General features: G+C 58.6%; 25 protein-coding genes. 10 read left to right on the plus strand and 15 right to left on the minus strand.

Annotated elements, in window-relative coordinates; translation table 11 throughout:
- Window positions 1-74: 74 nt before the first annotated feature.
- The 3 genes from rhaD to rhaB form a co-directional block, all read right to left on the minus strand.
- Window positions 75-905, minus strand: a complete 831-nt coding sequence (gene rhaD, locus ABLV76_RS15405) for a rhamnulose-1-phosphate aldolase (protein WP_004203662.1) — start codon at window positions 903-905, stop codon at window positions 75-77.
- A gap of 151 nt (window positions 906-1,056) precedes the next feature.
- Window positions 1,057-2,316: an L-rhamnose isomerase gene (locus ABLV76_RS15410; protein ID WP_004203663.1), complete on the minus strand. Its 1,260-nt coding sequence runs from the start codon at window positions 2,314-2,316 to the stop codon at window positions 1,057-1,059.
- Complete coding sequence (gene rhaB / locus ABLV76_RS15415) at window positions 2,313-3,779, minus strand: rhamnulokinase (RefSeq protein WP_348878374.1); 1,467 nt, start codon at window positions 3,777-3,779, stop codon at window positions 2,313-2,315. Before rhaB ends, ABLV76_RS15410 begins: the two co-directional genes overlap by 4 nt.
- A gap of 310 nt (window positions 3,780-4,089) precedes the next feature.
- Between rhaB and rhaS the strand changes: the two genes are divergently transcribed.
- Both rhaS and rhaR read left to right on the plus strand, forming a co-directional pair.
- Complete coding sequence (gene rhaS, locus ABLV76_RS15420; RefSeq protein ID WP_004203665.1) at window positions 4,090-4,926, plus strand: HTH-type transcriptional activator RhaS; 837 nt, start codon at window positions 4,090-4,092, stop codon at window positions 4,924-4,926.
- A 73-nt stretch (window positions 4,927-4,999) separates the two neighbouring features.
- Window positions 5,000-5,845 (plus strand): HTH-type transcriptional activator RhaR, encoded by an 846-nt coding sequence (gene rhaR / locus ABLV76_RS15425; protein WP_004203666.1) that lies wholly within the window; start codon window positions 5,000-5,002, stop codon window positions 5,843-5,845.
- Window positions 5,846-5,877: 32 nt separating this feature from the next.
- Here rhaR and rhaT read toward each other — a convergent pair whose 3' ends face one another.
- On the minus strand, window positions 5,878-6,912 hold the full coding sequence (rhaT, locus tag ABLV76_RS15430; RefSeq protein ID WP_004203667.1) for an L-rhamnose/proton symporter RhaT: 1,035 nt from the start codon (window positions 6,910-6,912) through the stop codon (window positions 5,878-5,880).
- A gap of 289 nt (window positions 6,913-7,201) precedes the next feature.
- Between rhaT and sodA the strand changes: the two genes are divergently transcribed.
- Together sodA and yiiM are read left to right on the plus strand one after the other, a co-directional pair.
- A complete protein-coding gene (gene sodA, locus ABLV76_RS15435) occupies window positions 7,202-7,822 on the plus strand; it encodes a superoxide dismutase [Mn] (RefSeq protein WP_004203668.1) in 621 nt (206 codons plus the stop codon).
- 72 nt (window positions 7,823-7,894) lie between these two features.
- On the plus strand, window positions 7,895-8,569 hold the full coding sequence (gene yiiM / locus ABLV76_RS15440; protein ID WP_004203669.1) for a 6-hydroxyaminopurine reductase: 675 nt from the start codon (window positions 7,895-7,897) through the stop codon (window positions 8,567-8,569).
- Between the two features lie 63 nt (window positions 8,570-8,632).
- Here the strand turns inward: yiiM and cpxA are convergent, their stop codons facing one another.
- A complete protein-coding gene (gene cpxA / locus ABLV76_RS15445) occupies window positions 8,633-10,006 on the minus strand; it encodes an envelope stress sensor histidine kinase CpxA (protein ID WP_004203670.1) in 1,374 nt (457 codons plus the stop codon).
- Window positions 10,003-10,701, minus strand: a complete 699-nt coding sequence (gene cpxR, locus ABLV76_RS15450) for an envelope stress response regulator transcription factor CpxR (RefSeq protein WP_004203671.1) — start codon at window positions 10,699-10,701, stop codon at window positions 10,003-10,005. The genes cpxA and cpxR overlap by 4 nt, the downstream gene beginning before the upstream one ends.
- A 149-nt stretch (window positions 10,702-10,850) precedes the next feature.
- Between cpxR and cpxP the strand changes: the two genes are divergently transcribed.
- The 3 genes from cpxP to pfkA all read left to right on the plus strand — a co-directional run bounded on the left by cpxP (window position 10,851) and on the right by pfkA (window position 13,575).
- A complete protein-coding gene (gene cpxP / locus ABLV76_RS15455; RefSeq protein ID WP_004203672.1) occupies window positions 10,851-11,354 on the plus strand; it encodes a cell-envelope stress modulator CpxP in 504 nt (167 codons plus the stop codon).
- 159 nt (window positions 11,355-11,513) lie between these two features.
- Entirely contained in the window at window positions 11,514-12,416 is a 903-nt protein-coding gene (gene fieF, locus ABLV76_RS15460; RefSeq protein WP_002882907.1) for a CDF family cation-efflux transporter FieF, read from the plus strand.
- 196 nt (window positions 12,417-12,612) lie between these two features.
- On the plus strand, window positions 12,613-13,575 hold the full coding sequence (gene pfkA, locus ABLV76_RS15465) for a 6-phosphofructokinase (RefSeq protein ID WP_002882911.1): 963 nt from the start codon (window positions 12,613-12,615) through the stop codon (window positions 13,573-13,575).
- A 61-nt stretch (window positions 13,576-13,636) separates the two neighbouring features.
- On the opposite strand, the gene rraA is transcribed toward pfkA, so the two are convergent.
- The 7 genes from rraA to priA all read right to left on the minus strand — a co-directional run bounded on the left by rraA (window position 13,637) and on the right by priA (window position 21,604).
- Entirely contained in the window at window positions 13,637-14,122 is a 486-nt protein-coding gene (rraA, locus tag ABLV76_RS15470) for a ribonuclease E activity regulator RraA (RefSeq protein ID WP_002882913.1), read from the minus strand.
- A 92-nt stretch (window positions 14,123-14,214) separates the two neighbouring features.
- Window positions 14,215-15,135, minus strand: coding sequence for a 1,4-dihydroxy-2-naphthoate polyprenyltransferase (gene menA / locus ABLV76_RS15475; protein ID WP_135716142.1), 921 nt, complete (start codon window positions 15,133-15,135; stop codon window positions 14,215-14,217).
- A 69-nt stretch (window positions 15,136-15,204) separates the two neighbouring features.
- A complete protein-coding gene (gene hslU / locus ABLV76_RS15480) occupies window positions 15,205-16,539 on the minus strand; it encodes an HslU--HslV peptidase ATPase subunit (RefSeq protein WP_004203674.1) in 1,335 nt (444 codons plus the stop codon).
- 9 nt (window positions 16,540-16,548) lie between these two features.
- Complete coding sequence (hslV, locus tag ABLV76_RS15485; protein ID WP_002882918.1) at window positions 16,549-17,079, minus strand: ATP-dependent protease subunit HslV; 531 nt, start codon at window positions 17,077-17,079, stop codon at window positions 16,549-16,551.
- Window positions 17,080-17,170: 91 nt separating this feature from the next.
- A complete protein-coding gene (gene ftsN, locus ABLV76_RS15490; protein WP_004203675.1) occupies window positions 17,171-18,136 on the minus strand; it encodes a cell division protein FtsN in 966 nt (321 codons plus the stop codon).
- A 93-nt stretch (window positions 18,137-18,229) separates the two neighbouring features.
- Entirely contained in the window at window positions 18,230-19,258 is a 1,029-nt protein-coding gene (gene cytR / locus ABLV76_RS15495; protein ID WP_004203676.1) for a DNA-binding transcriptional regulator CytR, read from the minus strand.
- A 150-nt stretch (window positions 19,259-19,408) separates the two neighbouring features.
- Window positions 19,409-21,604, minus strand: coding sequence for a primosomal protein N' (priA, locus tag ABLV76_RS15500; protein WP_032455464.1), 2,196 nt, complete (start codon window positions 21,602-21,604; stop codon window positions 19,409-19,411).
- Window positions 21,605-21,856: 252 nt separating this feature from the next.
- Here priA and rpmE point away from each other — a divergent pair, with 252 nt between their 5' ends.
- A complete protein-coding gene (rpmE, locus tag ABLV76_RS15505; RefSeq protein ID WP_002882922.1) occupies window positions 21,857-22,069 on the plus strand; it encodes a 50S ribosomal protein L31 in 213 nt (70 codons plus the stop codon).
- Between the two features lie 101 nt (window positions 22,070-22,170).
- On the opposite strand, the gene metJ is transcribed toward rpmE, so the two are convergent.
- Window positions 22,171-22,488, minus strand: coding sequence for a met regulon transcriptional regulator MetJ (metJ, locus tag ABLV76_RS15510; RefSeq protein WP_002882924.1), 318 nt, complete (start codon window positions 22,486-22,488; stop codon window positions 22,171-22,173).
- A 267-nt stretch (window positions 22,489-22,755) separates the two neighbouring features.
- Between metJ and metB the strand changes: the two genes are divergently transcribed.
- Window positions 22,756-23,916: a cystathionine gamma-synthase gene (gene metB, locus ABLV76_RS15515; protein WP_004203678.1), complete on the plus strand. Its 1,161-nt coding sequence runs from the start codon at window positions 22,756-22,758 to the stop codon at window positions 23,914-23,916.
- 2 nt (window positions 23,917-23,918) lie between these two features.
- Window positions 23,919-26,351 carry a bifunctional aspartate kinase/homoserine dehydrogenase II gene (locus ABLV76_RS15520; RefSeq protein ID WP_017899821.1) on the plus strand — a complete coding sequence of 811 codons (2,433 nt, stop codon included), beginning with the start codon at window positions 23,919-23,921 and terminating at the stop codon, window positions 26,349-26,351.
- 38 nt (window positions 26,352-26,389) lie between these two features.
- Here the strand turns inward: ABLV76_RS15520 and ABLV76_RS15525 are convergent, their stop codons facing one another.
- Window positions 26,390-26,761 carry a carboxymuconolactone decarboxylase family protein gene (locus tag ABLV76_RS15525; RefSeq protein WP_017899820.1) on the minus strand — a complete coding sequence of 124 codons (372 nt, stop codon included), beginning with the start codon at window positions 26,759-26,761 and terminating at the stop codon, window positions 26,390-26,392.
- Window positions 26,762-26,842: the final 81 nt, after the last annotated feature.

Here is a 26,842-nt window from a genome sequence, read left to right on the forward strand (position 1 = left end):
ACTCCACATGAGTCAGTTTTGTAGGGTTTGCAGGTGAGGCTTCGCCCCGTCTCGGTGAGCGGGGCGCGATGTTGTTATGGATAAAGATCTAACGCGGACTGCAGCGGCTGGACGTTGAAGCGTTTGCCAAGAGCGATAAGCTCTTCGCGAGTGATGGTCTGCTTCATCCCGCCCATGGACAGGACTTTCACCAGCACTTCGGCGGACTTCTCGGCAGTGTCGATCAGGCCGAAGGTCTCATCCAGGGTTGGGCCGCTGCCGAAGACGCCGTGGAACGGCCACAGCACCAGCGAGTGTTTTTGCATGGTTTCCGCAGTCGCCTGGCCGATTTCATCGGTGCCTGGCACCATCCACGGCAGAATGCCGACGCCATCCGGGAAGACCACCAGACATTCGGTGCTACCTTCCCACAGCTTGCGGGTGAACAGATCGCTGTGGTTCTCCAGGACGTAGGTCAGGGCGATCAGATTGGTGGCATGACAGTGCATGATCACCCGGTCCTTGCCGTCGGTCAGTTTGATGCGCTCGCTGTGCGACAGGAAGTGTGCCGGCAGCTCGGAGGTCGGCACCGCATCCTCCGTCAGACCCCACAGGATATGGTATCCCGCGCCGTCGCTGTCGACTTTCACCACGCCAAGGTTAGCGGCCGGGTCGAGCTGGACATTACGGAAGAATTTGCCGGAACCGGTGACGATAAACGGCTGATTGGCCAGGGTTGGCATCGGCTGGCTGAGGGCGATATAGCGGGGTTTAGCGTGGAAATCCGCCGCGTAAGGTTCGATATCCGCCTCATCCAGACGCAGCGTCAGGTTGCCGCCGTTGCGCTCGTCCCAGCCTTTCAGCCAGGCGTCGGAGGTGGCTTTGATCATGCCCTGGACGAACCAGGCGTCGATAATGGTCTGCATAGTCTTGTCTTTCCTGTTAATTCGGTGGGGGTAGCCCCTCACCCTAACCCTCTCCCCACAGGGGAGAGGGAACGGTTCGGTGCGCTCTGGCAACATCGCGCAGTTCGTAGCCCGGGTAAGGCGTCAGCCGCGACCCGGGGAAGCCCGTGCATTACCCGCGCTGGCTCAGAACCGCATTCTCATAAGCCCGCACGTTGTCCAGCCACTGGCTGCCCGCCGGCGTGTCGTGACGCTGGCAGTACATCTCCCAGATGGCCTGCCACGGCAGGGATTTTTGCTCTTCGAGCAGCGCCAGGCGGGCGGTGTAATCGCCGTCGTTCTCCAGCTGGCGCAGCTGGTTGGTCGGTTCCAGCAGGGCGCGCAGCAACGCTTTTTTCATATTGCGGGTACCAATCACCCAGGCCGCGATGCGGTTGATGGAGGCATCGAAGAAGTCGAGGCCGATGTGCACGCGGTCAAACAGGTTATGGCGAATGATTTCGCTGGCGATGGCCTGAGTCTCATCATCCAGCAGCACCACGTGGTCGCTGTCCCAGCGCACCGGGCGGCTGACGTGCAGCAGCAGGCGCGGGATGTAGAGCATGGCGGCGGAGATCTTGTCGGAGATGACCTCCGTCGGGTGGAAGTGGCCGGCATCCAGGCACAGCGCCGTCTGGCGGCTGGTGGCATAGCCCATATAGAACTCGTTGGAGCCGACGGTGTAGCTTTCGGCGCCGATACCGAACAGCTTGCTCTCGACGGCGTCAATGTGGTGCGCCGGGTCGAATTTTTCGCTGATGACTTCATCCAGCGCGTTCAGCAGCCGCTGGCGCGGCGCGAAGCGGTCAACGGTAATGTCCTTCATGCCGTCCGGCACCCAGATATTCATCACCGACGGGGTGCCCAGCTGCTCGCCAAAATAAGCGGATACGCGGCGGCTGGCTTTGCAGTGGTCGATCCAGAACTGGCGGATCTCATCGTTGGCATGCGACAGGGTAAAGCCGTCGGCGCTCAGCGGATGCGAGAAGCAGGAGGGGTTGAAATCCAGCCCCAGTTTGTTGGCTTTCGCCCACTCGACCCAGTTTTTAAAGTGCTCCGGCTTTATCTCATTGCGCGCCACCGGCGCGTCGGCTTCCAGATAAATAGCGTGCAGGTTTAGACGTTTTGGCCCCGGAATCAGGCTCAGCGCCTGCTCAAGGTCGGCGCGTAGCTCCTGAGCATTGCGCGCTTTGCCCGGGTAATTGCCGGTGGCCTGGATGCCGCCGGTCAGGCTTCCCGCCGGGTTTTCGAAACCGGCGACGTCGTCACCCTGCCAGCAGTGCATGGAGACGGGCAGACGGTCCAGCTGGCGCAGGGCCTCCTCGACATCCACGCCGACGGCGGCGTAGCGCTGCTTAGCAATTTCCCAGGCTTGTTCAAGTTGAGTGGTCATGCGCAAAGCTCCTTGGTCTGTTGTGGCTGAAACTGCGCCACGAAACGGGCAATTTCACTATCAGGATTGGGGGTAAAGGCGGTGAGGGACGCATTGCCGTGCACCACCTGACGAAACTCATCGACGCTGGCCAGCTCGTCGAGGGTCATTAACTGGATGCCGATATTGCCGAGGGTGGAGGCCTCTGTCGGGCCGGCCACGACGGCGATCCCGCAGGCGTCGGCGCACAGCTGGTTGAGCAGTTCGTTCTGGCAGCCGCCGCCGACGATATGCAGCTGGCTGAAGGGCTGGCCGCGCAGCGCCGCCAGCTCGTTAAGCACCCGGGCGTAAAGCAGCGCCAGGCTGTCGAAAATGCAGCGCGCCAGTTCGGCGTCGCTGTGAGGAACCGGCTGGCCGGATCCGCGGCAGGCGGCCTGGATCTCGGCGCTCATACTGGCCGGGTTGATAAAGCGGTCGTCATTGCAGTCAATGATGAAGCGACACGCCGGCAGCGCGGCAGTGCGGGCGATCAGCCCCTGCAGGTCGCTGACGTTTTGTTCTTTCAGCACCCGCTGCAGCAGCCACAGGCCCATGATATTTTTCAGCACCCGATAGCGGCCTTCGGCTCCGCCTTCGTTGGTGATATTGGCCTGCAGCGCCGCGTCGCAGGTGTAAGGGGTCAGGCTTTCAAACCCCATCAGCGACCAGGTGCCGGAGGAGAGATAGGCGGCGTGGCGGTCGGCCAGCGGGGAGGCGATCACCGCGCTGGCGGTGTCGTGACTAGCGACGGCGACCACCGGAATACGGTTGCCTTGCGGGCAGATCCAGTGGCCTGTCACATTGCCGGGATGCGTCGGGGTGCCAAACCACTCGCGCGGCGCGCCGGTCCAGTTCAGCAGCGTCTCATCCCAGTTATCGCTGTGGATGTTGACCAACTGGGTGGTGGTGGCGTTGGTATATTCCCAGTTCAGATTGCCGGTCAGGCGGAAGCTGAAATAGTCGGGGATCAGCAGGGCATGGGCGGCCTGACTGACCAGCTCCGGCTGCTGTTCCACCAGGGCGCGCAGTTGATAAAGGGTGTTAAACGGCAGAAACTGAATGCCACTGCGGCGATAGATCTCCGCCCGGCCCAGCTGTTCTTCAGCGTGACGTAGCAGGCCTTGGGTGCGATCGTCACGATAGGAGACCGGCAGCCCGACGCGCTGACCCTGCTTATCCAGCAGGACATAATCCACGCCCCAGGTATCGATGCCGATGCTGTCGATCAGGATGCCCTGCTCACACACTTTCTCCAGCCCGCGGCGGATCTCGTCTTCGAGGCTATCGAGATCCCAGCAGTCGAAGCCATCCACCTTCTGCAGGCTGTTGGTGAAGCGATGAATTTCACGCAGCGTCAGGGCGCGCGGCCCGGACTGATAGCTGGCGAGCATGACCCGCCCGCTGGAGGCGCCTAAATCGACGGCGACACAATGACGAATACTCATGGAACGATCCTTCTTAAAATCATTGTCCGCAGTCTAAAAAAGGGCGCTGACTCACACCTTCTCGCTACGGACAGCCGAAACTGGCCGCTGGCAAGAAAGCAAAGGTGACCGTGAGGAAAATCACAAATTGCGGTTTTGGGCGGTGGTGAGGAGGATGTGATGGGGTCCGCAGTTCCGCATCTTTCCGGCTGATTCTTGAAAAAGCGGCAGGATTTACGAATTTCGCGGTCAAAAATTGAAGGCCGGATAGCCAACCCTTCATTACTATCAGCCGGTGACTGATAATTTTTCTCATTACGAGGGTGGCATCATGACCATATTGCACAGTACGGATTTCTTTAAGGCCGGGATCTCGACGGTGGCTATTGAACCCCGCCTCCCTCAGTCGGCCTTTCCTGAACATCACCATGATTTTCATGAAATTGTCATCGTGGAGCAGGGTACGGGCATTCACGTCTTCAATGGCCAGCCCTATACCATCGGCGGCGGCTCGGTCTGCTTTATTCGCGATCACGACCGGCATCTTTACGAGCACACGGACAATCTGTGTCTGACCAACGTGCTTTATCGCGCGCCGGATGCGTTTCGGTTTCTCGCCGGGGTCAGCCAGCTGTTGCCCCAGGAGCAGGAGGGCAACTACCCGTCGCACTGGCGGGTGAACCAGACGGTTCTGCAGCAGGTGCGGCATATCGTGGCGCAGATGGAGGCCATGGGGAGCGAAACGGATACCCATGCCGTCGCCAGCCGTGAGATCCTGTTTATGCAGCTATTGGTGCTGCTGCGGAAAAGCAGCCTTGCGGAAGAGGCCACCAACAACGATGCACGGCTGAATCAGCTGCTGGCCTGGCTGGAAGACCATTTTGCGCAGGAGATCTGCTGGGAGGAGGTGGCGGCGCAGTTTTCGCTATCGCTGCGTACATTACACCGTCAGCTGAAGCAGCAGACCGGCCTGACGCCGCAGCGCTATCTCAATCGGGTGCGCCTGATGAAAGCCCGCCACCTGCTGCGCCACAGCGATGAAAGCGTGACGGATATCGCCTATCGCTGCGGATTCGGCGACAGTAACCACTTTTCGACGCTTTTTCGCCGCGAGTTTTCCTGGTCGCCGCGCGATATCCGCCAGGGGCGCGACGCTATTCTTCAGTAACGCGAGAGGAGTCAACGTATTGCGGAGAAAAAACGCGAATAATGCGCCGTTATCCGCGTTGGGAGTGTGAGCCGTGGCCGGTTTGATTCTACGTAAAGAGGAATTTTTCCCTTCCGCCACGCAGGCGGTGGCGGTGGCTGACCGCTATCCGCAAAACGTCTTCGCTGAACACACCCATGAGTTCTGCGAGCTGGTGCTGGTGTGGCGGGGCAACGGGCTGCATGTTCTCAACGACCGTCCCTGGCGCATTACCCGCGGCGATCTGTTCTATATTCGCGCCGAAGATAAACACTCCTATGCTTCCGTTAACGATCTGGTTCTGCAGAACATCATCTATTGCCCGGAGCGGCTGCAGCTCAATTTCGACTGGGCGGGGGCGATCCCTGGCCTCTTCGGCACCCCGTGGAAGCCCCACTGGCGCATGGGCAGCACCGGTATGGCGCAGGCGCGTCAGGTGATTAGTCAGCTTGAGCATGAGTGTTCCCGGCACGATGCGCAGGGGAATGCGATGGCCGAGCTGTTGTTTGCTCAGCTGGCGCTGACCCTCCAGCGGCATCGCTACGCGACGGATAACCTGGCGGCGACGCAGCGCGAAGCGCTGTTGGACAAACTGCTGGCCGCGCTGGCGGCCAGCCTGAGCCGCCCCTTTGTCCTGGAGCGTTTCTGCGAGCAGGAGGGCGGCAGCGAGCGGGCGCTACGTCAGCAGTTTCGCCAGCAAACCGGGATGACCATCAATCACTATTTACGCCAGCTGCGGATCTGCCATGCGCAGTATCTGTTGCAGCATACCGAGCGCTTAATCGGCGATATCGCCATGCAGTGCGGCTTTGAGGACAGTAACTACTTTTCGGTGGTGTTCAGCCGGGAAATCGGCATGTCGCCGGGGCAGTGGCGGCAGCGCAGTCGCGCCGCCGCCTGAAGCGCGTCTTTGTCAGGCAAATGCTCCGGTGCTTAACGGGCCATTCCCAGACCGACGATGTTGGCGGCGATGATGATCACCACGCAGCCGAGGCTCAGGACGCTCACCGGACGACGACCGGCGTTGTTCCACTCTTTCAGCACCAGACCCACCAGACCGCCGCACAGTACGTAGAAGCTCATGTGCAGCATCCAGCTCATATAGTCATACTGCGCCGGAATGCTGGCGTGGCCCCAGGCATAGAAGAAGAACTGGAGATACCACATCAGGCCGCCGAGGGCGGAAAGCAGCAGGTTGCTGATGATGAGGGGTTTGGCCAGCGAGAAATCGGCTTTGACGGACAGGCTCTTCACTTTTGCCAAACGAATAAAGCAGAAGCCAAGGTTAACCAGCGCCCCGCCGCCCATAATCACCACGTAGCTTGGCAGCGCCGCATATAACGGGTCGACGCCGAGCGCCGCGGCGGCATCATGCATCGGTTTGGCGGCGTTCATCGCGAACGACATCCCTGCCGAGAAGATACCGCACATCACCGCCAGCAGAAGCCCTCTCTTCAGATTGAACTCTTCGGCTTTGATGCCCATTTTGCGCTCTTTCAGCTGGCCCGCGCGGGTGACGATGCCAACGCCAACCACCGCCACCAGCACGCCGAGCAGCGTCATTTGACCGCCCTGGGTGTGCATCAGCACCGAAAACTGACCGTTAATAATCGGCGTCATCAGCGTACCGACAATCAGCGTGATGCCAATGGCGATGCCAATCCCCATCGACATGCCCAGATAGCGCATGGTCAGGCCATAGTTGATATTACCGATACCCCACATGGCGCCGAACAGAAAGACCGGCAGCAGCGTGGAGGCGTTAAAGGAGCGGTAGTAGGCCCAGAAATCGGGTAACAGCGTGGCGCTGATGGCCCAGGGCAGGATCAGCCAGGAGACGATCCCCCCGACCGACCACATGGTTTCCCACGACCAGTGTTTTACTTTCTTGAACGGGGCATAGAAACAGGCGGCACTGGCGGCCCCTATCAAATGCCAAAAAATACCCATCGTAATCGCGTGGTTCATTGATTTTATCCTCATCTTTTTTTATCGGAGACGGCGGCTTCCGATGCGATGAGTGTAAAAATTAGCCGCTTTGGCCGCCTTCAGGACGTTGCCACAGGATGGCGAACTCTGGCAACCATGGGCTTAATTAGTTGTTCTACATCACAAAACGGCGGGTATTTCTTCTGGTTATATCCATATGAAAAATACGGCATTGATAAGCATTTTCAATACCATTTAATTAACTATAATGGACAAACTGCTTACGCGGCGTTAACACTTGAGCCGCTCGACAATAATGGAGATGATTATGAGCTATACCCTGCCATCCCTGCCGTACGCTTACGATGCTCTGGAACCGCACTTCGACAAGCAGACGATGGAGATCCATCACACCAAACACCATCAGACCTACGTGAACAATGCCAACGCCGCGCTGGAAAGCCTGCCGGAGTTCGCTAACCTGTCCGCTGAAGAGCTGATCACCAAGCTGGATCAGCTGCCGGCTGACAAAAAAACCGTACTGCGTAACAACGCCGGCGGCCACGCGAACCACAGCCTGTTCTGGAAAGGCCTGAAAACCGGTACCACCCTGCAGGGCGACCTGAAAGCGGCTATCGAGCGCGATTTCGGCTCTGTGGACAACTTCAAAGCGGAATTTGAAAAAGCCGCTGCTACCCGTTTCGGTTCCGGCTGGGCGTGGCTGGTCCTGAAAGGTGACAAACTGGCCGTTGTCTCCACCGCTAACCAGGATTCTCCGCTGATGGGCGAAGCCATTTCCGGCGCTTCTGGCTTCCCGATCCTGGGTCTGGACGTGTGGGAACACGCTTACTACCTGAAATTCCAGAACCGTCGCCCGGACTACATCAAAGCCTTCTGGGATGTGGTGAACTGGGACGAAGCTGCAGCGCGTTTTGCCGCCAAAAAATAAGGTTGCAATGTGCTAAGAGAGAAGCGAGTCTGATGGCTCGCTTTTTTTATATCGGTAGCAAGGAGAGCAGAGATGCATTATCCGGTGAATGTCTTTGTCGGCAAAATCAGGGACTACACGGGCAGTCGTCCCAGCGCGATCGGCAAAATCCAGGTTGACGGCGAGTTGCAGCTCGGCGATCTCGGTCTCGAAGGGGATGAGCAGGCGGAGAAGAAAATCCACGGCGGGCCGGACCGCGCGCTGTGTCACTATCCGCGCGAACACTATGCCGACTGGATCCGTGAATTCCCCCAGCATGCCGATCGGTTCTGCGCCCCGGCGTTCGGCGAAAACCTTTCCACCACCGGGCTCACCGAACAAAACGTCTGCATTGGCGATATCTTTCGCTGGGGCGAGGCGCTGATCCAGGTCACCCAGCCGCGCTCTCCGTGCTTCAAGCTCAACTTTCATTTTTCGATCAATGACATGGCTCAGCTGATGCAAAACAGCGGGAAGACCGGCTGGTTGTATCGGGTGATCGCTGGGGGGAAAGTTTCCAGCGATGCACCGCTCGAGCTGGTCTCTCGCCTGAGTGAGGTCAGCGTCCATGAGGCCGGGGCGATTGCCTGGCATATGCCGTTTGATGACGATCAGTACCACCGCTTATTGTCGGCCGCGGGCCTGTCGGTGAGCTGGAGCAGAACCATGCAGAAGCGCCGTTTAAGCGGTAAGATCGAGGATAGTTCGCGGAGATTATGGGGGAAATAATTCCCCCATATTGAGTATTTCCGGGGATGCTCCCGGCTTAGCGTAGCGCAAGCCGGGATAGCATCAGGTGCGCTTATACAGCGGCAGCCAGAGGGTTAAGCGCAGACCGCCCAGCGGGCTGTCGTCGGCCTTCACCCAGCCACGGTGCTGCTGAATAGCGGTTTCGACAATCGCCAGCCCCAGGCCGGTGCCGCCGGACTCGCGGTCGCGCGCCTCGTCGGTCCGGTAGAATGGCCGGAAAATCTGCTCGCGATCCTCCGGACTGACTCCCGGGCCGTCGTCATCGACGTTAACCGTAATCCCGTCTTTATCCACCGAGAAGCTGACGGAAATCTTCGTGTGCGAGTAGCGCAGGGCGTTGCGGACGATGTTCTCCAGCGCGCTTTCCAGCGCATTGGGGTTACCGTACAGCGGCCACGGGCCCGGAGGATACTCAACGGTGAAGGATTTACCCATCTGCTCGGCTTCAAACGCCGCGTTGTCCAGCACTTCGCTCCACAGCTGATTGGCTTTGACCGTCTCGCTCACCAGGGCATTTTTCGCCTGATTGCGCGACATCACCAGCAGGTCGTTGATCATGCTGTCCAGCCGGTGCGCTTCAGTTTCGATTCGCTCCAGCTCTTTGCTCTCACCGCTGCGGCGGCGCAGCAGGGCGGTGCCCAGCTGCAGGCGCGTAAGCGGCGTGCGCAGCTCGTGCGAGATATCGGACAGTAGCCGTTGCTGGCTGGTCATCATCCGCTCCAGGGCCGTCACCATTTGGTTAAAGCTGGCGCCGGCGGCTAAAAACTCCTGCGGTCCAGCTTCCAGCTCCGGATGCTGCCGCAGGTTGCCCTGGGCGACCTCGTCGGCGGCATTTTTCAGCTTACGCGCTGGTTTCGCCAGGCTCCACGCCAGCCACAGCAGCAGCGGGGCGCTAACCAGCATTGTGACGATCAGCAGCAGCAGCGGCCGGTCAAACAGCAGGTTGATAAAGTCGGATTGTGAGGTGCTGGCGGGACGGATCAGATACAGCTGATAGTTATCCTCCCCATCCCTGACGGAGAACGGGCCCACCATTTCCAGGCGGCCATAGCGTTTTTTCTGCGGATGATCGGCGTTATCGGCCTGGCCGATAAAGTTGCGAATGATCTGCATCTCGTTGCGTTCTGCGCCGATCACGCGGCCTTCGCTGGTCACCAGCAGCAGGCGTTGCCCAGGAGGCGCCCATTTATCGATGGCGCGAAACAGACGACGCCACCACATCAGGTCGTTCGGCGGATCGTTGGCCAGCTCGGCCTCAACGTGCTGCTCGATCATGATGCCTTGACGCTGCTCGCTTTCCAGCAGCTCGGTCATCTGCCGGGAGTCCAGTTTGGGCAACATCAGCACCAGCATCAACACCAGCGCCAGCGTGAGCCAGAAGATGGCGAAGATGCGTGCAGTCAAACTTCCAATCATGAAGCGGAAACCATCAGATACCCGCGGCCACGCAGCGTTTTAAACCACGGATGGCCATCTTTGCGCTCCGGCAGCTTACGCCGCAGGTTGGAAATATGCATATCGATAGCGCGGTCGAACGGCGTCAGGCGCTTGCCTAACACTTCCTGGCTTAAATGTTCGCGTGACACCACCTGGCCGAGATGCTGCGCTAACAGATAGAGCAGGGTGAACTCGGTGCCGGTGAGCTCCAGCGTCTGGCCATCGAAATTGGCTTCCTGACGGCCCGGATTGAGGCTTAAGGCATCCACTTCCAGGGTCGGCGAACCGGCTTCGGTCGTCTGCTGCTGTTCGCTCCAGTGGGAACGGCGCAGAATCGCGCGTATACGCGCCACCAGTTCACGATCGTTGAACGGCTTAGGCAAATAGTCATCTGCGCCCAGCTCGAGGCCGAGAACGCGATCCAGCTCGCTCCCGCGCGCTGTTAGCATGATAACCGGTGTCTGGTGTGTCTGACGCAGCTCTTTAAGCGTATCGATACCGTTTTTCTTCGGCATCATTACGTCGAGCAGCAATAAATCAATGCTGTCGTCCAGAAGGGCCAGCGCCTGTTCCCCATCATGGGCCACCAGCACGTTAAAACCTTCCATATCGAGCAGCTCTTTTAACAGGGAGGTGAGCTCCCGGTCATCATCAACTAACAGGATTTTATTCATTGTTTAAATACCTCCGAGGCAGAAATTACGTCATCAAGGCCCGCTAATCCATGACTTTACGTTGTTTTACACCCCCTGACGCATGTTTGCAGCCTGAATCGTAGACTGTCTCTCGTTGAATCGCGACACAAACGTTTTGGGAGTATGTGATGCGCAATGTTATCGCTGCCGTCATGGCCTCAACGCTGGCGCTAAGTGCAATTAGCCAGGCCGCTGAAGTCGTTACCAGCGTTAACTGGCTCCCCGGAGACGAAGGGGGACAGCGCGGTAGCCAGAGCCATATGTTTGACGGCATAAGTTTAACCGAGCAGCAACGTCAGCAGTTACGGGATCTTATGCAACGGGCACGCCACGACAGGCTCCCCGTTAATGTTAGCGAAATGGAGACAATGCATCGCCTTGTCACCGCAGAAAATTTTGATGAAAACGCTGTGCGCGCTCAGGCAGAAAAGATGGCGCAGGAACAGGTTGCTCGCCAGGTCGAGATGGCTAAGGTCCGCAACCAGATGTACCACCTGCTTACGCCAGAGCAGCAAGCGGTTTTAAATGCTAAGCACCAGCAACGTATGGATCAGTTGCGTGAGGTTGCAAGGATGCAGAAAGGCTCAGCGATGATGCTTTCGAGTAGTAGCAACACCCTGCAACCCCAGTAACAAACCCTGTTTTCCTTGCCATAGACACCATCCCTGTCTTCCCCCCTCATGATGAGGGGGTTTTTTTTGCCCTTTTTTCGGCAAATCAACTTCTTCGCCTTTCCCGTGAGCGTCACAAGTTCAGGTTATACTAAGCGCAGTGCAGGAGAAGGAGCCTATATGAATCAATCTTATGGCCGGTTGGTCAGCCGCGCCGCTATCGCTGCGACAGCGATGGCCTCTGCGTTACTTTTGATCAAAATTTTTGCGTGGTGGTATACCGGTTCAGTCAGTATTCTGGCTGCGCTGGTGGATTCGCTGGTGGATATTGCCGCCTCGCTGACCAACCTGCTGGTGGTTCGCTATTCGCTGCAACCAGCTGATGAAGAACACACCTTTGGCCACGGCAAAGCGGAGTCGCTGGCGGCGCTGGCGCAAAGCATGTTTATCTCCGGCTCGGCGCTGTTCCTGTTTCTCACCGGTATTCAGCACCTGGTGCGTCCGGAGCCGCTGCAGGCCGCCGGCGTCGGGGTCGTTGTGACGCTGATCGCTCTCGTCAGCACGCTGGCGCTGGTGACTTTCCAGCGCTGGGTGGTGCGAAAAACCCAGAGCCAGGCGGTGCGGGCGGATATGCTTCATTATCAGTCTGATGTTATGATGAACGGCGCCATTCTGGTGGCGCTGGGCCTATCCTGGTACGGCTGGCATCGCGCCGATGCGTTGTTTGCCTTAGGAATTGGCATCTATATTTTATATAGCGCGCTGCGGATGGGCTATGAGGCGGTTCAGTCGTTACTCGACCGCGCTTTGCCTGACGAGGAGCGTCAGGACATTATCACCATCGTGACCGCATGGCCCGGCATCCGCGGGGCGCACGATCTACGAACGCGGCAGTCAGGGCCGACCCGCTTTATTCAGATTCATTTGGAAATGGAAGATAACCTCCCGCTGGTGCAAGCCCACGTGATTGCAGACCAGGTGGAGCAGGCGATTCTGCGCCGTTTCCCGGGATCCGATGTCATTATCCATCAGGATCCCAGTTCTGTGGTGCCAGCGGCGCAGCAGGGCTTTTTTGAGCGTTAGGTTATAGTCTGTAAACTCGATGTAAAAATGTGGGTCAGCTCGGCATTTTTTGTATAAATTACCGCCGTTTGGTCTGACCTGAATCAATTCAGCTTGAAGCGTTTGATATACTATTGTCATTAGCGTCGTGCACTCCTGGTGAGGGAGCGCTTCAGGCAACAGAATTATTTTTTGCTTCCTAAGTTCAGAGGTAGTCATGATTAAGAAAATCGGTGTGTTGACAAGTGGCGGTGATGCGCCGGGCATGAACGCAGCAATTCGTGGCGTTGTGCGCGCGGCATTAACGGAAGGTCTGGAAGTTTTTGGAATCTATGACGGTTACCTCGGCTTGTACGAAGACCGTATGGTTCAGCTCGACCGTTACAGCGTTTCCGACATGATCAACCGCGGCGGCACCTTCCTGGGCTCCGCTCGCTTCCCGGAATTCCGCGAAGAACACATCCGCGCTGTGGCTATCGAAAACATGAAGAAGCGCGGCCTGGACGCGCTGGTGGTTATCGGTGGTGACGGGTCCTATATGGGGGCGATGCGCCTGACCGAGATGGGCTTCCCTTGCATCGGCCTGCCGGGCACCATCGACAACGATATCAAAGGCACTGACTACACCATCGGCTTCTTCACCGCTCTGAGCACCGTGGTGGAAGCGATTGACCGTCTGCGCGACACCTCCTCTTCGCACCAGCGTATCTCCGTGGTGGAAGTGATGGGCCGTTACTGCGGCGACCTGACTCTGGCGGCGGCGATTGCTGGCGGCTGTGAGTTCATCATGGTGCCGGAAGTGGAATATACCCGCGACGATCTGGTGGCTGAAATCAAAGCCGGCATCGCGAAAGGGAAAAAACACGCTATCGTGGCGATCACCGAGCACATGTGCGACGTTGACGAGCTGGCAAGCTACATCGAGAAAGAGACTGGCCGTGAAACCCGCGCCACCGTCCTCGGCCACATTCAGCGCGGTGGTTCCCCGGTTCCTTACGACCGTATCCTGGCTTCCCGCATGGGCGCCTATGCGATTGAGCTGCTGCTGCAGGGCCATGGCGGCCGTTGCGTCGGCATCCAGAACGAGAAGCTGGTGCACCACGACATCATCGATGCCATCGAGAACATGAAGCGTCCGTTCAAGAACGACTGGCTGGATTGCGCGAAGAAACTGTACTAAGTTACGCGCCGGATAAACAAAAGGCCTTCTCATGGAGAAGGCCTTTTTTATGGCGCAAGGTTTATTCGATATCCAGCGGGTCTTCCGACAGGATCATCCCGGTGTTATCGGCATACAGATGGTCGCCGCTGAAGAAGGTCACGCCGCCGAAATTGACGCGCACGTCGCTTTCGCCGATGCCTTCGCCAGCTGCGCCGACCGGAATGGCCGCCAGCGCCTGGATGCCGATATCCAGTTCCTCAAGGTCGTCAACCTGGCGCACCGCGCCATAGACCACCAACCCTTCCCATTCATTCTGTACGGCCAGACGCGCCAGGTCAGCGTCAATTAACGCGCGTCGTACTGAGCCGCCGCCGTCGATCAGGAGAATATGACCACGGCCATTCTGCTCGAGCAGATCGTAGAGCAACCCGTTATCCTCGAAACATTTTACCGTAATGATCTGTCCACCAAACGACGACCGTCCTCCAAAGTTAGAGAACAGCGGTTCCACGACGTTGACATCTTCCTGGTAGATGTCACAAAGCTCGGAAGTATCGTATTTCATAGGCTTAACGTTCAGTTGCTGCGAGAGTTTTTAGTATATCCCGCGAATCGCATTGTTGGCAAAATCATCAATTGTTAATTGATATTTGTCAGTTAAGCAGCCAGCTTACTGGCAATAATCCCGATAACAAACAGCAGGTTGGTCAGTAAAGCCCCTTTGACCGTCTTTTCGAGCATCGGCCGCATCGCCAGCGGATCGGATTCGCGCAGGACGTAACGCGCCTGTTTGACCAGCAGCGGCGTGGCGAGAATAAACAGCCAGCCCCAGGCTGAATGCAGCGCCAGCAGGTTAAACAGCGCCAGACACAGCAGGGCGCCGAGCAGCAGGCAGGCATGATAGCGGCGGGCATTCACCGGCCCCAGGCGCACGGCGAGGGTGTTCTTCCCGTTCTGCCGGTCGCTGTCGATATCACGCAGGTTATTGATATTCAGCACGGCGGTCGCCAGCAGACCGCAGGCCGTTGCCGGCAGAAAGATGGCCGCTTCCACATTATGCGCTTGCAGATACCAGCTGCCGAGGACGCTCAGCCAGCCGAAGAAAACGAGTACCGAAATATCACCAAGGCCGATATAACCATACGGGCGGGTGCCCACCGTGTAGGTGATGGCGGCCACGATCGACAAGCCACCCAGCGCGAGGAAGCCGATGAAATCGCCGACGCTCTGCCAGGCGACGCACAGCAGCGCCAGACCAAACAGACAGATCAGCGCGACGGTGACAATCAGGGCGCGCTTCATCTGCTGGGGGGTAATCAGCCCTTTCTGCATCCCGCGCAGCGGCCCGATGCGGTCCGGTTTATCGCTCCCCTTGACCGCGTCGCCGTAGTCATTGGCGAGGTTGGAAAGAATTTGCAGCAAGCCGGCGGTGATCAGCGCCAGCAGGGCGACCCAGGGATCAAAATGCCCCTGCTCCCAGGCAAGGACGGTGCCAACAATAATCGCGGCAAATGCCAGCGGTAACGTTTTAGGACGCAGGCTTTCCAGCCACGCCTGAGAACGGCTGATATCAGTCATAGTTATTCTAGCCAATAAAAATGGGGGCGATAGCCCCCATCAACAGTGATGAAAATGCATTGCACCGGATTATAGGATAAAACGGCTCAGATCTTCATCTGCCACCAGAACATCCAGGTGCTTACTCACATATTCGGCATCGATAGTGACGGTCTGGCCGTTCATCTCGCTGGCATCATAGGAGATATCTTCCACCAGGCGCTCCAGCACGGTGTGCAGACGGCGCGCGCCGATGTTCTCGGTGGTTTCGTTTACCTGCCATGCGGCCTGAGCGATACGCTTGATACCGTCTTCGGTGAATTCGATATTCACCCCTTCGGTCGCCATCAGCGCCTTGTACTGCACGGTGATGGAGGCGTTCGGTTCGGTCAGGATGCGCTCAAAGTCATGGGTGGTCAGCGCCTTCAGCTCAACGCGGATCGGCAGACGCCCCTGCAGTTCCGGGATCAGATCGGACGGGCTGGCCACCTGGAACGCGCCAGAGGCGATGAACAGGATGTGGTCGGTCTTGACCATCCCGTGCTTAGTGGAGACGGTGCAGCCTTCCACCAGCGGCAGCAGGTCGCGCTGTACGCCTTCACGGGAGACGTCCGGGCCGGAGGTGTTGCCGCCGCGCTTACAGATTTTGTCGATTTCGTCGATAAAGACGATACCGTGCTGCTCTACAGCGTCGATGGCCTCCTGCTTCAGCTCTTCCGGATTGACCAGTTTGGCCGCTTCTTCTTCAATCAGCAGCTTCATTGCGTCTTTGATTTTCAGCTTACGCGGTTTCTGCTTCTGGCCGCCGAGGTTCTGGAACATGGACTGCAGCTGGCTGGTCATCTCTTCCATGCCCGGAGGGGACATGATTTCAACGCCCATCGGCGCCGCGGCGAGATCGATTTCAATCTCTTTATCGTCCAGCTGGCCTTCACGCAGTTTCTTACGGAACGCCTGGCGCGCCGCAGACGGTTCCTGCGACGGCTCAGTCTGGCCCCAGTTGTTCTTCGCCGGTGGGATCAGCACGTCAAGTACGCGCTCTTCAGCCAGCTCTTCCGCGCGGTAACGGTTCTTTTCAATGGACTGCATACGAACCATTTTGATCGCCGCATCGGTCAGATCGCGGATGATAGAATCCACTTCTTTACCGACATAGCCCACTTCGGTGAACTTCGTCGCTTCAACTTTAATAAACGGCGCGTTGGCCAGTTTCGCCAGACGACGAGCGATTTCGGTTTTACCGACGCCGGTTGGGCCGATCATCAGAATGTTTTTCGGCGTGACTTCATGACGCAGCTCTTCGTTAAGCTGCATCCGGCGCCAGCGGTTACGCAGGGCGATAGCAACAGAACGCTTGGCGGCGTCCTGGCCGATAATGTGTTTGTCCAGTTCGCTGACAATTTCGCGTGGGGTCATTTCAGACATGGGAGATCCTTACGCTTTAGAAGGTAATTCTTCGATGGTGTGGAAATGGTTGGTATAGATGCAGATATCACCTGCAATATCCAACGCTTTCTCGGCGATATCGCGCGCGCCCATATCGGTGTTTTCCAGCAGCGCGCGGGCCGCGGCCTGGGCGTAAGGACCGCCGGAGCCGATAGCAATCAAATCGTTTTCCGGCTGTACCACGTCACCGTTACCGGTGATGATAAGCGACGCGTTTTCGTCCGCGACGGCCAGCAGCGCTTCCAGCTTGCGCAACATCCGATCGGTTCGCCAGTCTTTAGCCAGCTCAACGGCGGCCTTCACCAGATGGCCCTGGTGCATTTCCAGTTTACGTTCAAACAGTTCGAACAGCGTGAAGGCGTCGGCGGTGCCACCAGCGAAACCGGCAATCACTTTGTCGTTGTACAGACGACGCACTTTTTTCACGTTGCCCTTCATTACGGTGTTGCCCAGCGTGGCCTGGCCATCACCGGCAATAACAACATGGCCGTTACGGCGAACACTTACAATTGTAGTCACGAGCAGACCCCTTGGTTGCAAAAGCGGAACAGGGGCCCCGCGCTGTCCGCGGGGCCGAATGCAATTATAGATGGGGGGGTTTTTGAGGGTTTCAACCCCTGGCGGCGAGACGAATGCAGTTCGCGTGTCCAGCCATCTTCAGGCGGGTGATCATCTCGTTGGCGCTTTCTTTGCCTTTCAGCGGGCCAATGACCACGCGGTTCCAGCCGTTGTTGGTGGTGATGTGCGAAGCAAACCCTTCGAAAGCCAGCTGAGCGCGGACGGTTTCGGCCTGCTCGGCGCCTTTAAAGGAGCCGCACTGGATCATCCAGCTACGATCGTCTTTCTTCTCGGCGGTGGTTTTCGGCGCTTCTTCCACCCGAGTTACCGGCGCCGCGGCCTGGGTACGCGGCTGCGTGGTATTGGTATGCGCTGGCGTCTGCAGCAGATCCTGGTACGGCTGCTGGTTTGACGCGGTCTGCTTCGGCTGTTGCTGCTGGACCGGCTTCGGCTGCTGAACGCGCGGCGGCTGCTGCACGGTCTGCGGCTGAGTTTGCGCCCACTGTTGCTGTTGCGCCTGCTGCTGTTGCTGCGCTAAACGCTGGCGCTGTAGCGTCTGCTGGCGCTGGGCCGGCGTTTGTTCGTTCCACGGCACTTCGGTCAGCTGAGTCGGCTGTTGACGCATATCGGCCTGCATCTGGGCCAGCAGCTGGCGCTGTTCGTCAGTCAGCTGCTCCGGTTTCATCACTTCGCCGCCGGCGGTCGGTTCGGTCGGCGCGCGAACGCCCGGCTGTCGGCTTTCCAGCTCTTTAATATAGCGCCAACGCTCTTCCGGTTTTGGCGGCAAGCCGTTGCCGGCGGCCTGGCGATTTTGCATCGCTTCCGCTTCTTCTTTCTTATGGTGCGTAATGAAATAGAGTCCACCGATAAAGGCCACCAGCACAGCCGCCGCGATCGCCACCATAGCCGGTGAAATTGCCGGAAGGCTGCTTTGCTTATTCCTTGAGCTTCGGGTAGTGCTCTTTTTGCGCCGCGAAGAAGCCGGTTGGCTGCGGCGTACATAATCTCGTTGTGCCACTATCGTTTCGCTGTCTTATATTCGTTCGTCAGCCCGCCATGTTACTTAAGCGGCGGGCCTTTGACCAGAAGAGCAGGCCCGAAAGCCTGATGGTTATCGTCTGATTTTTTGCGTACTGCCGCGAACTATCAGTTCGCAATCGAGCAGGCGCGAGCCGCTGTTCACGTTATGACCCTGCATTTGCTCAAGTAATAGCAGCATTCCTTCACGGCCGATATCAAAACGCGGCTGTGACACGGTGGTCAATGGCGGATCGCAAAATTCAGACAACGCGATGTTATCGAAGCCGACAATCGACAGGTCGTCCGGCACTTTCAGACCGCGGCGTTTCGCCAGCGATAAGGCGCCCAGCGCCATCACATCGCTATGGCAAAAGACCGCCGTGGGCGGTACCGGCTGCGACAGCAGCTGCTCCAGCGCATTGGCGCCAGCTTCGAAGGTAAAGTTGCCGCGAGCGATATAGTGCGGATCAACGGTGATACCGCTGCGGCGCAGCGCCTGCACGTAACCCTGCAGGCGATAATGGCACAGCGGCATATCTTCCGGGCCGGCGATGCAGCCGATACGCTGGTGTCCCAGCTCGTGAAGGTAGTTTACCGCGTTAAAGGCCGCCGTCAGGTTATCGATGTGGACGGTGGGCAGCTCCAGCTCCGGCGCGAACTCGTTCGACATGACCATCGGTGGCAAATTGCGCTGCTCTTCCACGCTGGCGTCAAACGGCAGGCGCGAGCTGAGCAGCACCATGCCGTCAATCTGCTTGGTGATGATAAGGTCGATAAAGGTTTTTTCTTTCTGATTCTGGTGGGCGCAATCGCCGATTAACACCAGATATCCATGCTCGGCGGCAGTGACTTCAATACCGCGGATCACTTCGCTAAAAAAGGGATCGCAGATATCCGGAACGATCACGAGGATCGTCCGCGATTCGTTGCGCTTCATATTGCGTCCGAGCGACTGCGGTAAATAGCCGACTTCCAGCGCCGCCTGCTCGACCCGGTTACGGGTGGCTTGCGACACCTTATCAGGGTTCATCAACGCTCGGGACACGGTTGCCGTGGAAACGTTTGCCTTTAAGGCGACGTCTTTCATGGTGGCGGCAACCACTTGTTTTTTGGGCTTCACCTGGTTTCTCCTCGCTGAATGGCGCTGGCATTTCCCTTGCGCGCTAACTGCTGCATCTTTTTTATCAGATAGTCGCGGCAGTGAGTTACAGAATTTTCATGAAAAACGTGATGCTTGTTGAATTTTTCGATCCGGCTCGCAAGAGAAGGCTTACCCTTCAATAGGATCGACATCCAGCACCCACTTCACTTTTTTCGCCTCCGGCAGCGTATTGATCAGCGCCAGCGTACCGCTGACGATATGCTGCAGGCGCACCCGCGAAGGATGCTGCAGCAATATCTGCCACCGCCAGCGGCCGCCGCGCTTCGGCGCCAGCGCCGGAACCGGACCGAGCACCCATAGCTTGTCGTCGGCCAGCGGACTGGCCTGCAGCAGATTGCGCAGCTGTTGTAAAAACAGCGGCGCCTGCTGGTTGTTATGGTCTTCCGCACGAATCAGCACATGGCTGGTCCACGGCGGTAGCTGCATTGTCTGCCGCTCTGCCAGCGCCTGTTCGGCGAAAGCGTCGTAGCCTTTATACAGCAGGGTCTGCAGCAGAGGGTGTTCCGGATGGTGGGTTTGCAGGATCACTTCGCCCTGTTTTCCTGCCCGCCCCGCTCGCCCGGAGACCTGGGTATAGAGCTGAGCGAAACGCTCGGCGGAGCGGAAATCCGCGGAAAACAGCGCCCCGTCGACGTCCAGCAGGGAGACGAGGGTGACGTCCGGGAAGTGGTGGCCTTTGGCCAGCATCTGGGTGCCAATTAAAATACGCGCCCCACCGCGATGGACGGCGGCGAGATGCTCTTCCAGCGCCCCTTTGCGGCTGGTGGTATCGCGGTCGATACGCGAGATAGGCACGTCAGGAAACAGCGGCGCCAGGGCCTGCTCCAGCTGTTCGGTGCCGATACCCACCGGCACCAGGTGCGTGGAGCCGCAGGAGGGGCACTGGCGCGGGATAGGGCGCTGACTGTCGCAATGGTGGCAGCGCAGATGGTGCTGCGCCTGGTGCAACGTATAGTAGCTGTCGCAGCGCGGACATTCCGCTATCCAGCCGCAGTCGTGGCACAGCAGCGCTGGCGCAAAGCCGCGGCGGTTAAGAAACAGGATCACCTGGTTATCCGCCTGCAGATGCTGACGCATACGGCCAATCAGCGCGGGAGACAGACCTGCCTGCAGCGGTTGCCCTTTGAGATCGAGCACGTGCTGCTGGGCAGGGCGCGCATTGCCCGCGCGTTTGCTTAAGGTTAACTGGCGGTATTTGCCCTGGCGGACGTTATGCAGGGTCTCCAGCGCCGGCGTCGCCGAGCCGAGAATTATCGGGATCTGTTCGCTGTGGGCGCGCCATACCGCCAGGTCGCGGGCATGGTAGCGCCAGCCCTCCTGCTGCTTGTAGGAGCTGTCATGCTCTTCGTCGATGACGATGACGCCGAGGTCTTTAAACGGGGTAAACAGCGAGGAGCGGGTGCCGATCACAATGGCCGCTTCGCCGTTTTTCGCCTTCAGCCAGGCCGAGAGACGTTCGCTGTCATTGAGCCCGGAGTGCAGGACTTCCACCGGCGCGTTAAAGCGCTGGCGAAAACGGGCGATGGTTTGCGGCGTCAGGCCGATCTCTGGCACCATCACCAGCGCCTGGCGCCCCTGCGCCAGCACATTCTCCAGCACGCTCAAATACACTTCCGTTTTCCCGGAGCCGGTAATACCCGCCAGCAGCCAGGCGGAGAAGCGATCGGCGGCGCTGTGGATCGCGCCGACGGCTGTGGCCTGCTCGGTATTAAGACGCAGGCGTTCGCCAGCCACCGAATACGCGCTGCGCCAGTCGGTGAGGGTGGGCGCTTCGCAGGCCAGCTCCGCCAGCCCTTTGCCGCGCAGCGCCTGCAGCGCCGCTTCATTAAATTCCAGTTCGCCGACCTGATGACGCCAGATTTTGCCCTGGCGCAGCGCCGCCAGCGCCTGCTGCTGCTTCGGCGAGCGTTTCAGACCGTTAAGATCGACGGCCTGCCCCTGCTCGGTGGCGAACCAGTACCACAGCGGCGTAGCGCTGGCGGGTTTACCCTGGCGCAGCAGAATGGGCAACGCATGGAACAGCACATCGCCGATCGGGTGATGGTAGTACTCAGCCGCCCACATCAGCAACCGCCAGACGGTACCGGAGAAGACCGGTTCGTCGTCCAGCGCTTCCGCGACCGGTTTTAGCTCGTCCAGCGGCAGCTCGCTGCGCTCGCTGACCGCCGCGACAATGCCGATCCGCTCCTGTTTGCCGAACGGCACCCGCACCCGACAGCCCGCTTTGACCGCCATGCCGTCAGGCAGCAGATAGTCAAAGGTGCGCGGTAGCGGAACGGGTAGGGCAACGTGGGCGACGGGCATGTCATCTTCCTGACTTGAAATCTGGCGGGATAGTATACACATTACGATAAGGCGGCGCGGATCAGTTTGCATATGCTGGTCAAATTCTGTATGATTCGCCGCCTTTGATGCGCTTTATATCGCATTGAAGATTGACCATTACCGTGTGCTTCACGCTGTCAGCAGCGTAGAGGGCGACGGGAAATTACTAATATCGCGTGGTGTCTGGCGTTAGGGCTGGAAGAGCGACGCGGCCTTAACTGAGGTTCTCCCATGAAAAAAGGTATTCACCCAAATTACGACGAAATTACTGCTACCTGTTCTTGCGGTAATGTCATGAAAATCCGCTCCACTGTAGGTCATGACCTGAACCTCGACGTGTGCGGCAAATGCCACCCGTTCTTCACCGGCAAACAGCGTGATGTTGCTACCGGTGGCCGTGTTGACCGCTTCAACAAGCGCTTCAGCATCCCGGGCAGCAAGTAAGTTGCCAGAAGAAGCCGCCTCAGGGCGGCTTTTTTGTGTCTCTCGCCTGCCTGGGCGAGAAAGAAAAAGGGCGGAAGAGTGCTTCCGCCCTTTTTATTGTCTCAGTATTCCCACGTATCCGGGTCGATACCCAGTTCACGCATAATCGCTTTCGCCGCTTCCGGGATCTCATCGCTGCGCTCTTTACGCAGGTCTTCATCGTTAGGCAACGGTTGTCCGGTAAAGGCATGCAGGAACGCTTCGCACAGCAGCTCGCTGTTGGTCGCGTGACGCAGGTTATTCACCTGACGACGCGTACGTTCATCGGTGAGGATTTTTAACACCTTCAGAGGAATGGAAACCGTAATTTTCTTTACTTGCTCACTCTTCTTACCGTGCTCAGCGTATGGGCTGATATATTCGCCGCTCCATTCAGCCATGAGATACCTTAATCCTCTGTTTATTAGTGAAGGGCCAGAATATTCCGCCCGGGCTATAATTGCGCGTAGTTTACCGTAAGCGCAGGCTTTCTGACATGAGATAAGCCGCCGCCGACGTGCGCTAATGCATATAATTTTAACGGCTATTTGCACTTTGCTCAATCTATACGCAAAGAAGTTTAGATGTCCAGATGTATTGACGTCTATTGTGACAATGATTACTCTGGAGCCTGACTTTTCACCGATTCAGCCCAGGAACTTCCCAACATGACGCGTAAACAGGCCACCATCGCAGTGCGTAGCGGTTTAAATGACGACGAGCAGTACGGTTGCGTTGTCCCGCCGATCCACCTCTCCAGTACCTATAACTTCACCGACTTTAATGAACCTCGCGCTCACGACTACTCCCGCCGCGGCAACCCGACGCGTGATGTGGTGCAGCGTGCCTTAGCGGAGCTGGAGGGCGGCGCTGGCGCAGTGCTGACCAATACCGGTATGTCGGCGATCCTGCTGGTGACGACGGTGTTCCTTAAGCCTGGCGATCTGCTGGTGGCGCCGCACGACTGCTACGGCGGCAGCTACCGTCTGTTCGATAGCCTGGCGAAGCGCGGCTGCTATCGCGTTCAGTTCGTCGATCAAAACGATGAGCAGGCGCTGCGGGCGGCGCTGGCGGAAAAACCGAAGCTGGTGCTGGTCGAAAGCCCAAGTAATCCATTGCTGCGGGTAGTGGATATTGCGAAAATCTGTGGTCTGGCGCGCGAAGCCGGGGCGATCAGCGTGGTCGATAACACCTTCCTGAGTCCGGCGCTGCAAAACCCGCTGGCGCTGGGCGCCGATCTGGTGTTGCACTCCTGTACTAAATACCTTAATGGTCACTCTGATGTGGTGGCCGGGGTGGTGATTGCCAACGATCCGGCGACTGTCACCGAACTGGCATGGTGGGCGAATAATATTGGCGTCACCGGCAGCGCCTTCGACAGCTATCTGCTGTTGCGCGGGCTGCGGACGCTTTCTCCACGCATGGAAGTGGCGCAGCGTAATGCCCTGGCGATTGTCGAGTATCTGAAAACCCAGCCACTGGTGAAAAAGCTGTATCATCCGTCGCTGCCGGAAAACCAGGGGCATGAAATTGCGGCGCGTCAGCAAAAAGGTTTTGGCGCAATGTTAAGCTTCGAGCTGGACGGTGACGAGCAGACGCTGCGCCGTTTCCTGAGCGGGCTGTCGCTGTTTACACTGGCGGAATCGCTGGGGGGCGTTGAAAGCCTGATTTCCCATGCGGCAACGATGACGCATGCCGGCATGGCGCCTGAAGCGCGTGCCGCCGCCGGAATTTCAGAAACGCTCCTGCGTATTTCGACCGGTATTGAAGATGGTGAAGATTTAATTGCCGACCTGGAAAATGGCTTCCGGGCAGCAAACGAGGAATAAAGATGAGTGTGATTGCGCAGGCAGGGGCGAAGGGTCGTCAGCTGCACAAATTTGGTGGGAGTAGTTTAGCGGATGCGAAATGTTACCTGCGCGTCGCGGGGATCATGAAGGAGTATTCGCAGGCGGGGGACATGATGGTCGTCTCCGCCGCTGGCAGCACCACCAACCAGCTGATCAGCTGGCTTAAGCTTAGCCAGAGCGATCGCCTTGCTGCGCATCAGGTTCAGCAGTCGCTTCGCCGCTATCACACCGAACTGATTGGCGGTCTGGTGGAGCCTGCGGCGGCGGATACGCTGATAGCCGCCTTTATCCACGACCTTGAGCGTCTGGCTGGTCTGCTGGACGGCGGAGTTTCCGAAGCGGTCTATGCGGAAGTGGTCGGCCATGGGGAAGTGTGGTCCGCGCGCCTGATGGCGGCGGTTCTCAACCAGCTGGGAATGGAAGCCGCCTGGCTTGACGCGCGCGCGTTCCTGCGCGCGGAACGTGCCGCGCAGCCGCAGGTGGATGAAGGATTATCCTATCCGCTGCTGCAGCAGCTGATGGCGCAGCATCCTAACAAACGTCTGGTGGTGACCGGCTTTATCTCCCGCAACCAGGCCGGTGAAACCGTCCTGCTGGGCCGTAACGGGTCTGACTACTCCGCCACCCAGATCGGTGCGCTGGCGGGCGCTTCCCGCGTCACTATCTGGAGCGACGTCGCCGGGGTGTACAGCGCGGATCCGCGCAAGGTGAAAGACGCCTGTCTGCTGCCGCTGCTGCGTCTGGACGAAGCCAGCGAGTTAGCGCGTCTGGCCGCGCCGGTGCTCCATGCCCGCACGCTACAGCCGGTTTCCGCCAGCGATATCGATCTGCAGTTACGCTGTAGCTATACGCCGGAACAGGGTTCCACGCGCATTGAGCGCGTACTGGCCTCCGGTACTGGCGCCCGGATTGTCACCAGCCATGACGACGTCTGCCTGGTGGAGTTCCAGGTGCCGGCCGGTCAAGATTTCAAACTGGCGCATAAAGAGCTGGACGCCCTGCTCAAACGCGCCCAGCTGCGCCCGTTAGCCGTTGGCGTCCATGCCGACCGCAAGCTGCTGCAGTTTTGCTATACCTCCGAGGTGGCCGACAGCGCGCTGAAGCTGCTCGATGAAGCAGGTCTGCCGGGCGAGCTGCGTCTGCGTCAGAAGCTGGCGCTGGTGGCGATGGTGGGCGCTGGCGTCACCCGTAACCCCCTGCATTGCCACCGTTTCTGGCAGCAGCTGAAAGGGCAGCCAGTGGAGTTCACCTGGCAGTCGGAAGAAGGAATCAGCCTGGTGGCCGTGCTGCGCGCCGGGCCGACGGAAAGCCTGATCCAGGGGCTGCACCAGTCCTTGTTTCGTGCCGAAAAGCGTATTGGCCTGATGCTGTTCGGCAAAGGAAACATCGGTTCCCGCTGGCTGGAGCTGTTCGCCCGTGAACAAACCACGCTCTCGGCGCGCACCGGCTTTGAGTTTGTTCTCGCCGGCGTGGTCGACAGTAAACGCAGTCTGCTGAACTATGACGGGCTGGACGCCAGCCGGGCGCTGGCTTTCTTCAACGATGAAGCGGTGGAGCAGGATGAAGAGTCGCTGTTCCTGTGGATGCGCGCGCACCCGTACGATGATTTAGTGGTGCTGGACGTCACCGCCAGCGAACAGCTGGCCGACCAGTATCTTGATTTCGCCAGCCATGGCTTCCACGTGATCAGCGCCAACAAGCTGGCGGGGGCCAGCAGCAGCGATAAGTATCGCCAGATCCACGACGCGTTTGAGAAGACGGGGCGCCACTGGCTGTATAACGCCACCGTGGGCGCCGGCTTGCCGGTGAACCATACGGTGCGCGACCTGATCGACAGCGGCGATACCATCCTCGGCCTGAGCGGTATCTTCTCGGGAACGCTCTCCTGGCTGTTCCTGCAGTTCGATGGCACCGTGCCGTTCACCGACCTGGTGGATCAGGCGTGGCAGCAGGGGCTGACCGAGCCGGATCCGCGTGTCGATCTGTCCGGTAAAGATGTGATGCGCAAGCTGGTGATCCTCGCGCGGGAAGCGGGCTATGACATCGAACCGGATCAGGTGCGCGTGGAATCACTGGTCCCGGCGCACTGTGAAGAGGGTTCGGTTGATCACTTCTTTGAGAATGGCGAAGAGCTGAACGAGCAGATGCTGCAGCGCCTGGAGGCGGCCCGCGAGATGGGGCTGGTGCTCCGCTACGTGGCGCGCTTTGATGCCAACGGCAAAGCTCGCGTCGGCGTGGAAGCGGTACGCGAAGAGCACCCGCTGGCGGCGCTGCTGCCGTGCGATAACGTGTTTGCTATCGAAAGCCGCTGGTATCGTGATAATCCGTTGGTGATCCGCGGGCCCGGCGCCGGGCGTGACGTGACCGCCGGGGCGATCCAGTCGGATATTAACCGTCTGGCGCAGCTGCTGTAATCCCGAGAAAAAGACCAGGCCAGGCCTGGTCTTTTTTGTTAGTGCGCCGCAAAAACCGCTTTAGCGGCAAACAGGCCGTTTAGCGCCGCCGGGAATCCGGCGTAGACCGCCATCTGCATGATCACTTCCGTAATTTCCTCTTGCGTCAGACCAACATTTAATCCCGCGGCAATATGCACTTTCAGCTGCGGCTCGGCGTTACCCAGCGCGGTGAGCGCGGCGATGGTGGCGATTTCCCGGCTGCGCAAATCAAGCCCTGGCCGGGCGTAAATATCGCCGAAGGGGAACTCAATCAGATAGCGGGCGAAGTCGGGGGCGATATCCCGCAGGCTGTCGACGACGGCTTCCCCGCCGCGACCGTCCACACGCTGAAGCATTTCCTGACCGGTGATATAACGTTCGCTGGACATCGTTTTTTCCTCTCTGTGATGATGCGTTGAGAGGAAGGGTAGGGAAGTTTGCCGGACTTGAGTAATACCCTTTTCGTGATA

It is taken from the genome of Klebsiella sp. GB_Kp047 (genome assembly GCF_040065235.1).
Taxonomy (GTDB): domain Bacteria; phylum Pseudomonadota; class Gammaproteobacteria; order Enterobacterales; family Enterobacteriaceae; genus Klebsiella; species Klebsiella quasipneumoniae.

What these genes read in the sequence shown, in the direction of transcription:
- priA (WP_032455464.1), bottom strand. Translation starts at nt 21,604, where the DNA reads ATGCCCGTCGCCCACGTTGCCCTACCCGTTCCGCTACCGCGCACCTTT.
- rpmE (WP_002882922.1), top strand. Translation starts at nt 21,857, where the DNA reads ATGAAAAAAGGTATTCACCCAAATTACGACGAAATTACTGCTACCTGT.
- metJ (WP_002882924.1), bottom strand. Translation starts at nt 22,488, where the DNA reads ATGGCTGAATGGAGCGGCGAATATATCAGCCCATACGCTGAGCACGGT.
- metB (WP_004203678.1), top strand. Translation starts at nt 22,756, where the DNA reads ATGACGCGTAAACAGGCCACCATCGCAGTGCGTAGCGGTTTAAATGAC.
- ABLV76_RS15525 (WP_017899820.1), bottom strand. Translation starts at nt 26,761, where the DNA reads ATGTCCAGCGAACGTTATATCACCGGTCAGGAAATGCTTCAGCGTGTG.
- pfkA (WP_002882911.1), top strand. Translation starts at nt 12,613, where the DNA reads ATGATTAAGAAAATCGGTGTGTTGACAAGTGGCGGTGATGCGCCGGGC.
- cpxP (WP_004203672.1), top strand. Translation starts at nt 10,851, where the DNA reads ATGCGCAATGTTATCGCTGCCGTCATGGCCTCAACGCTGGCGCTAAGT.
- fieF (WP_002882907.1), top strand. Translation starts at nt 11,514, where the DNA reads ATGAATCAATCTTATGGCCGGTTGGTCAGCCGCGCCGCTATCGCTGCG.
- sodA (WP_004203668.1), top strand. Translation starts at nt 7,202, where the DNA reads ATGAGCTATACCCTGCCATCCCTGCCGTACGCTTACGATGCTCTGGAA.
- hslU (WP_004203674.1), bottom strand. Translation starts at nt 16,539, where the DNA reads ATGTCTGAAATGACCCCACGCGAAATTGTCAGCGAACTGGACAAACAC.
- ABLV76_RS15410 (WP_004203663.1), bottom strand. Translation starts at nt 2,316, where the DNA reads ATGACCACTCAACTTGAACAAGCCTGGGAAATTGCTAAGCAGCGCTAC.
- rraA (WP_002882913.1), bottom strand. Translation starts at nt 14,122, where the DNA reads ATGAAATACGATACTTCCGAGCTTTGTGACATCTACCAGGAAGATGTC.
- rhaT (WP_004203667.1), bottom strand. Translation starts at nt 6,912, where the DNA reads ATGAACCACGCGATTACGATGGGTATTTTTTGGCATTTGATAGGGGCC.
- rhaD (WP_004203662.1), bottom strand. Translation starts at nt 905, where the DNA reads ATGCAGACCATTATCGACGCCTGGTTCGTCCAGGGCATGATCAAAGCC.
- cpxA (WP_004203670.1), bottom strand. Translation starts at nt 10,006, where the DNA reads ATGATTGGAAGTTTGACTGCACGCATCTTCGCCATCTTCTGGCTCACG.
- rhaB (WP_348878374.1), bottom strand. Translation starts at nt 3,779, where the DNA reads ATGAGTATTCGTCATTGTGTCGCCGTCGATTTAGGCGCCTCCAGCGGG.
- yiiM (WP_004203669.1), top strand. Translation starts at nt 7,895, where the DNA reads ATGCATTATCCGGTGAATGTCTTTGTCGGCAAAATCAGGGACTACACG.
- menA (WP_135716142.1), bottom strand. Translation starts at nt 15,135, where the DNA reads ATGACTGATATCAGCCGTTCTCAGGCGTGGCTGGAAAGCCTGCGTCCT.
- ABLV76_RS15520 (WP_017899821.1), top strand. Translation starts at nt 23,919, where the DNA reads ATGAGTGTGATTGCGCAGGCAGGGGCGAAGGGTCGTCAGCTGCACAAA.
- rhaS (WP_004203665.1), top strand. Translation starts at nt 4,090, where the DNA reads ATGACCATATTGCACAGTACGGATTTCTTTAAGGCCGGGATCTCGACG.
- cpxR (WP_004203671.1), bottom strand. Translation starts at nt 10,701, where the DNA reads ATGAATAAAATCCTGTTAGTTGATGATGACCGGGAGCTCACCTCCCTG.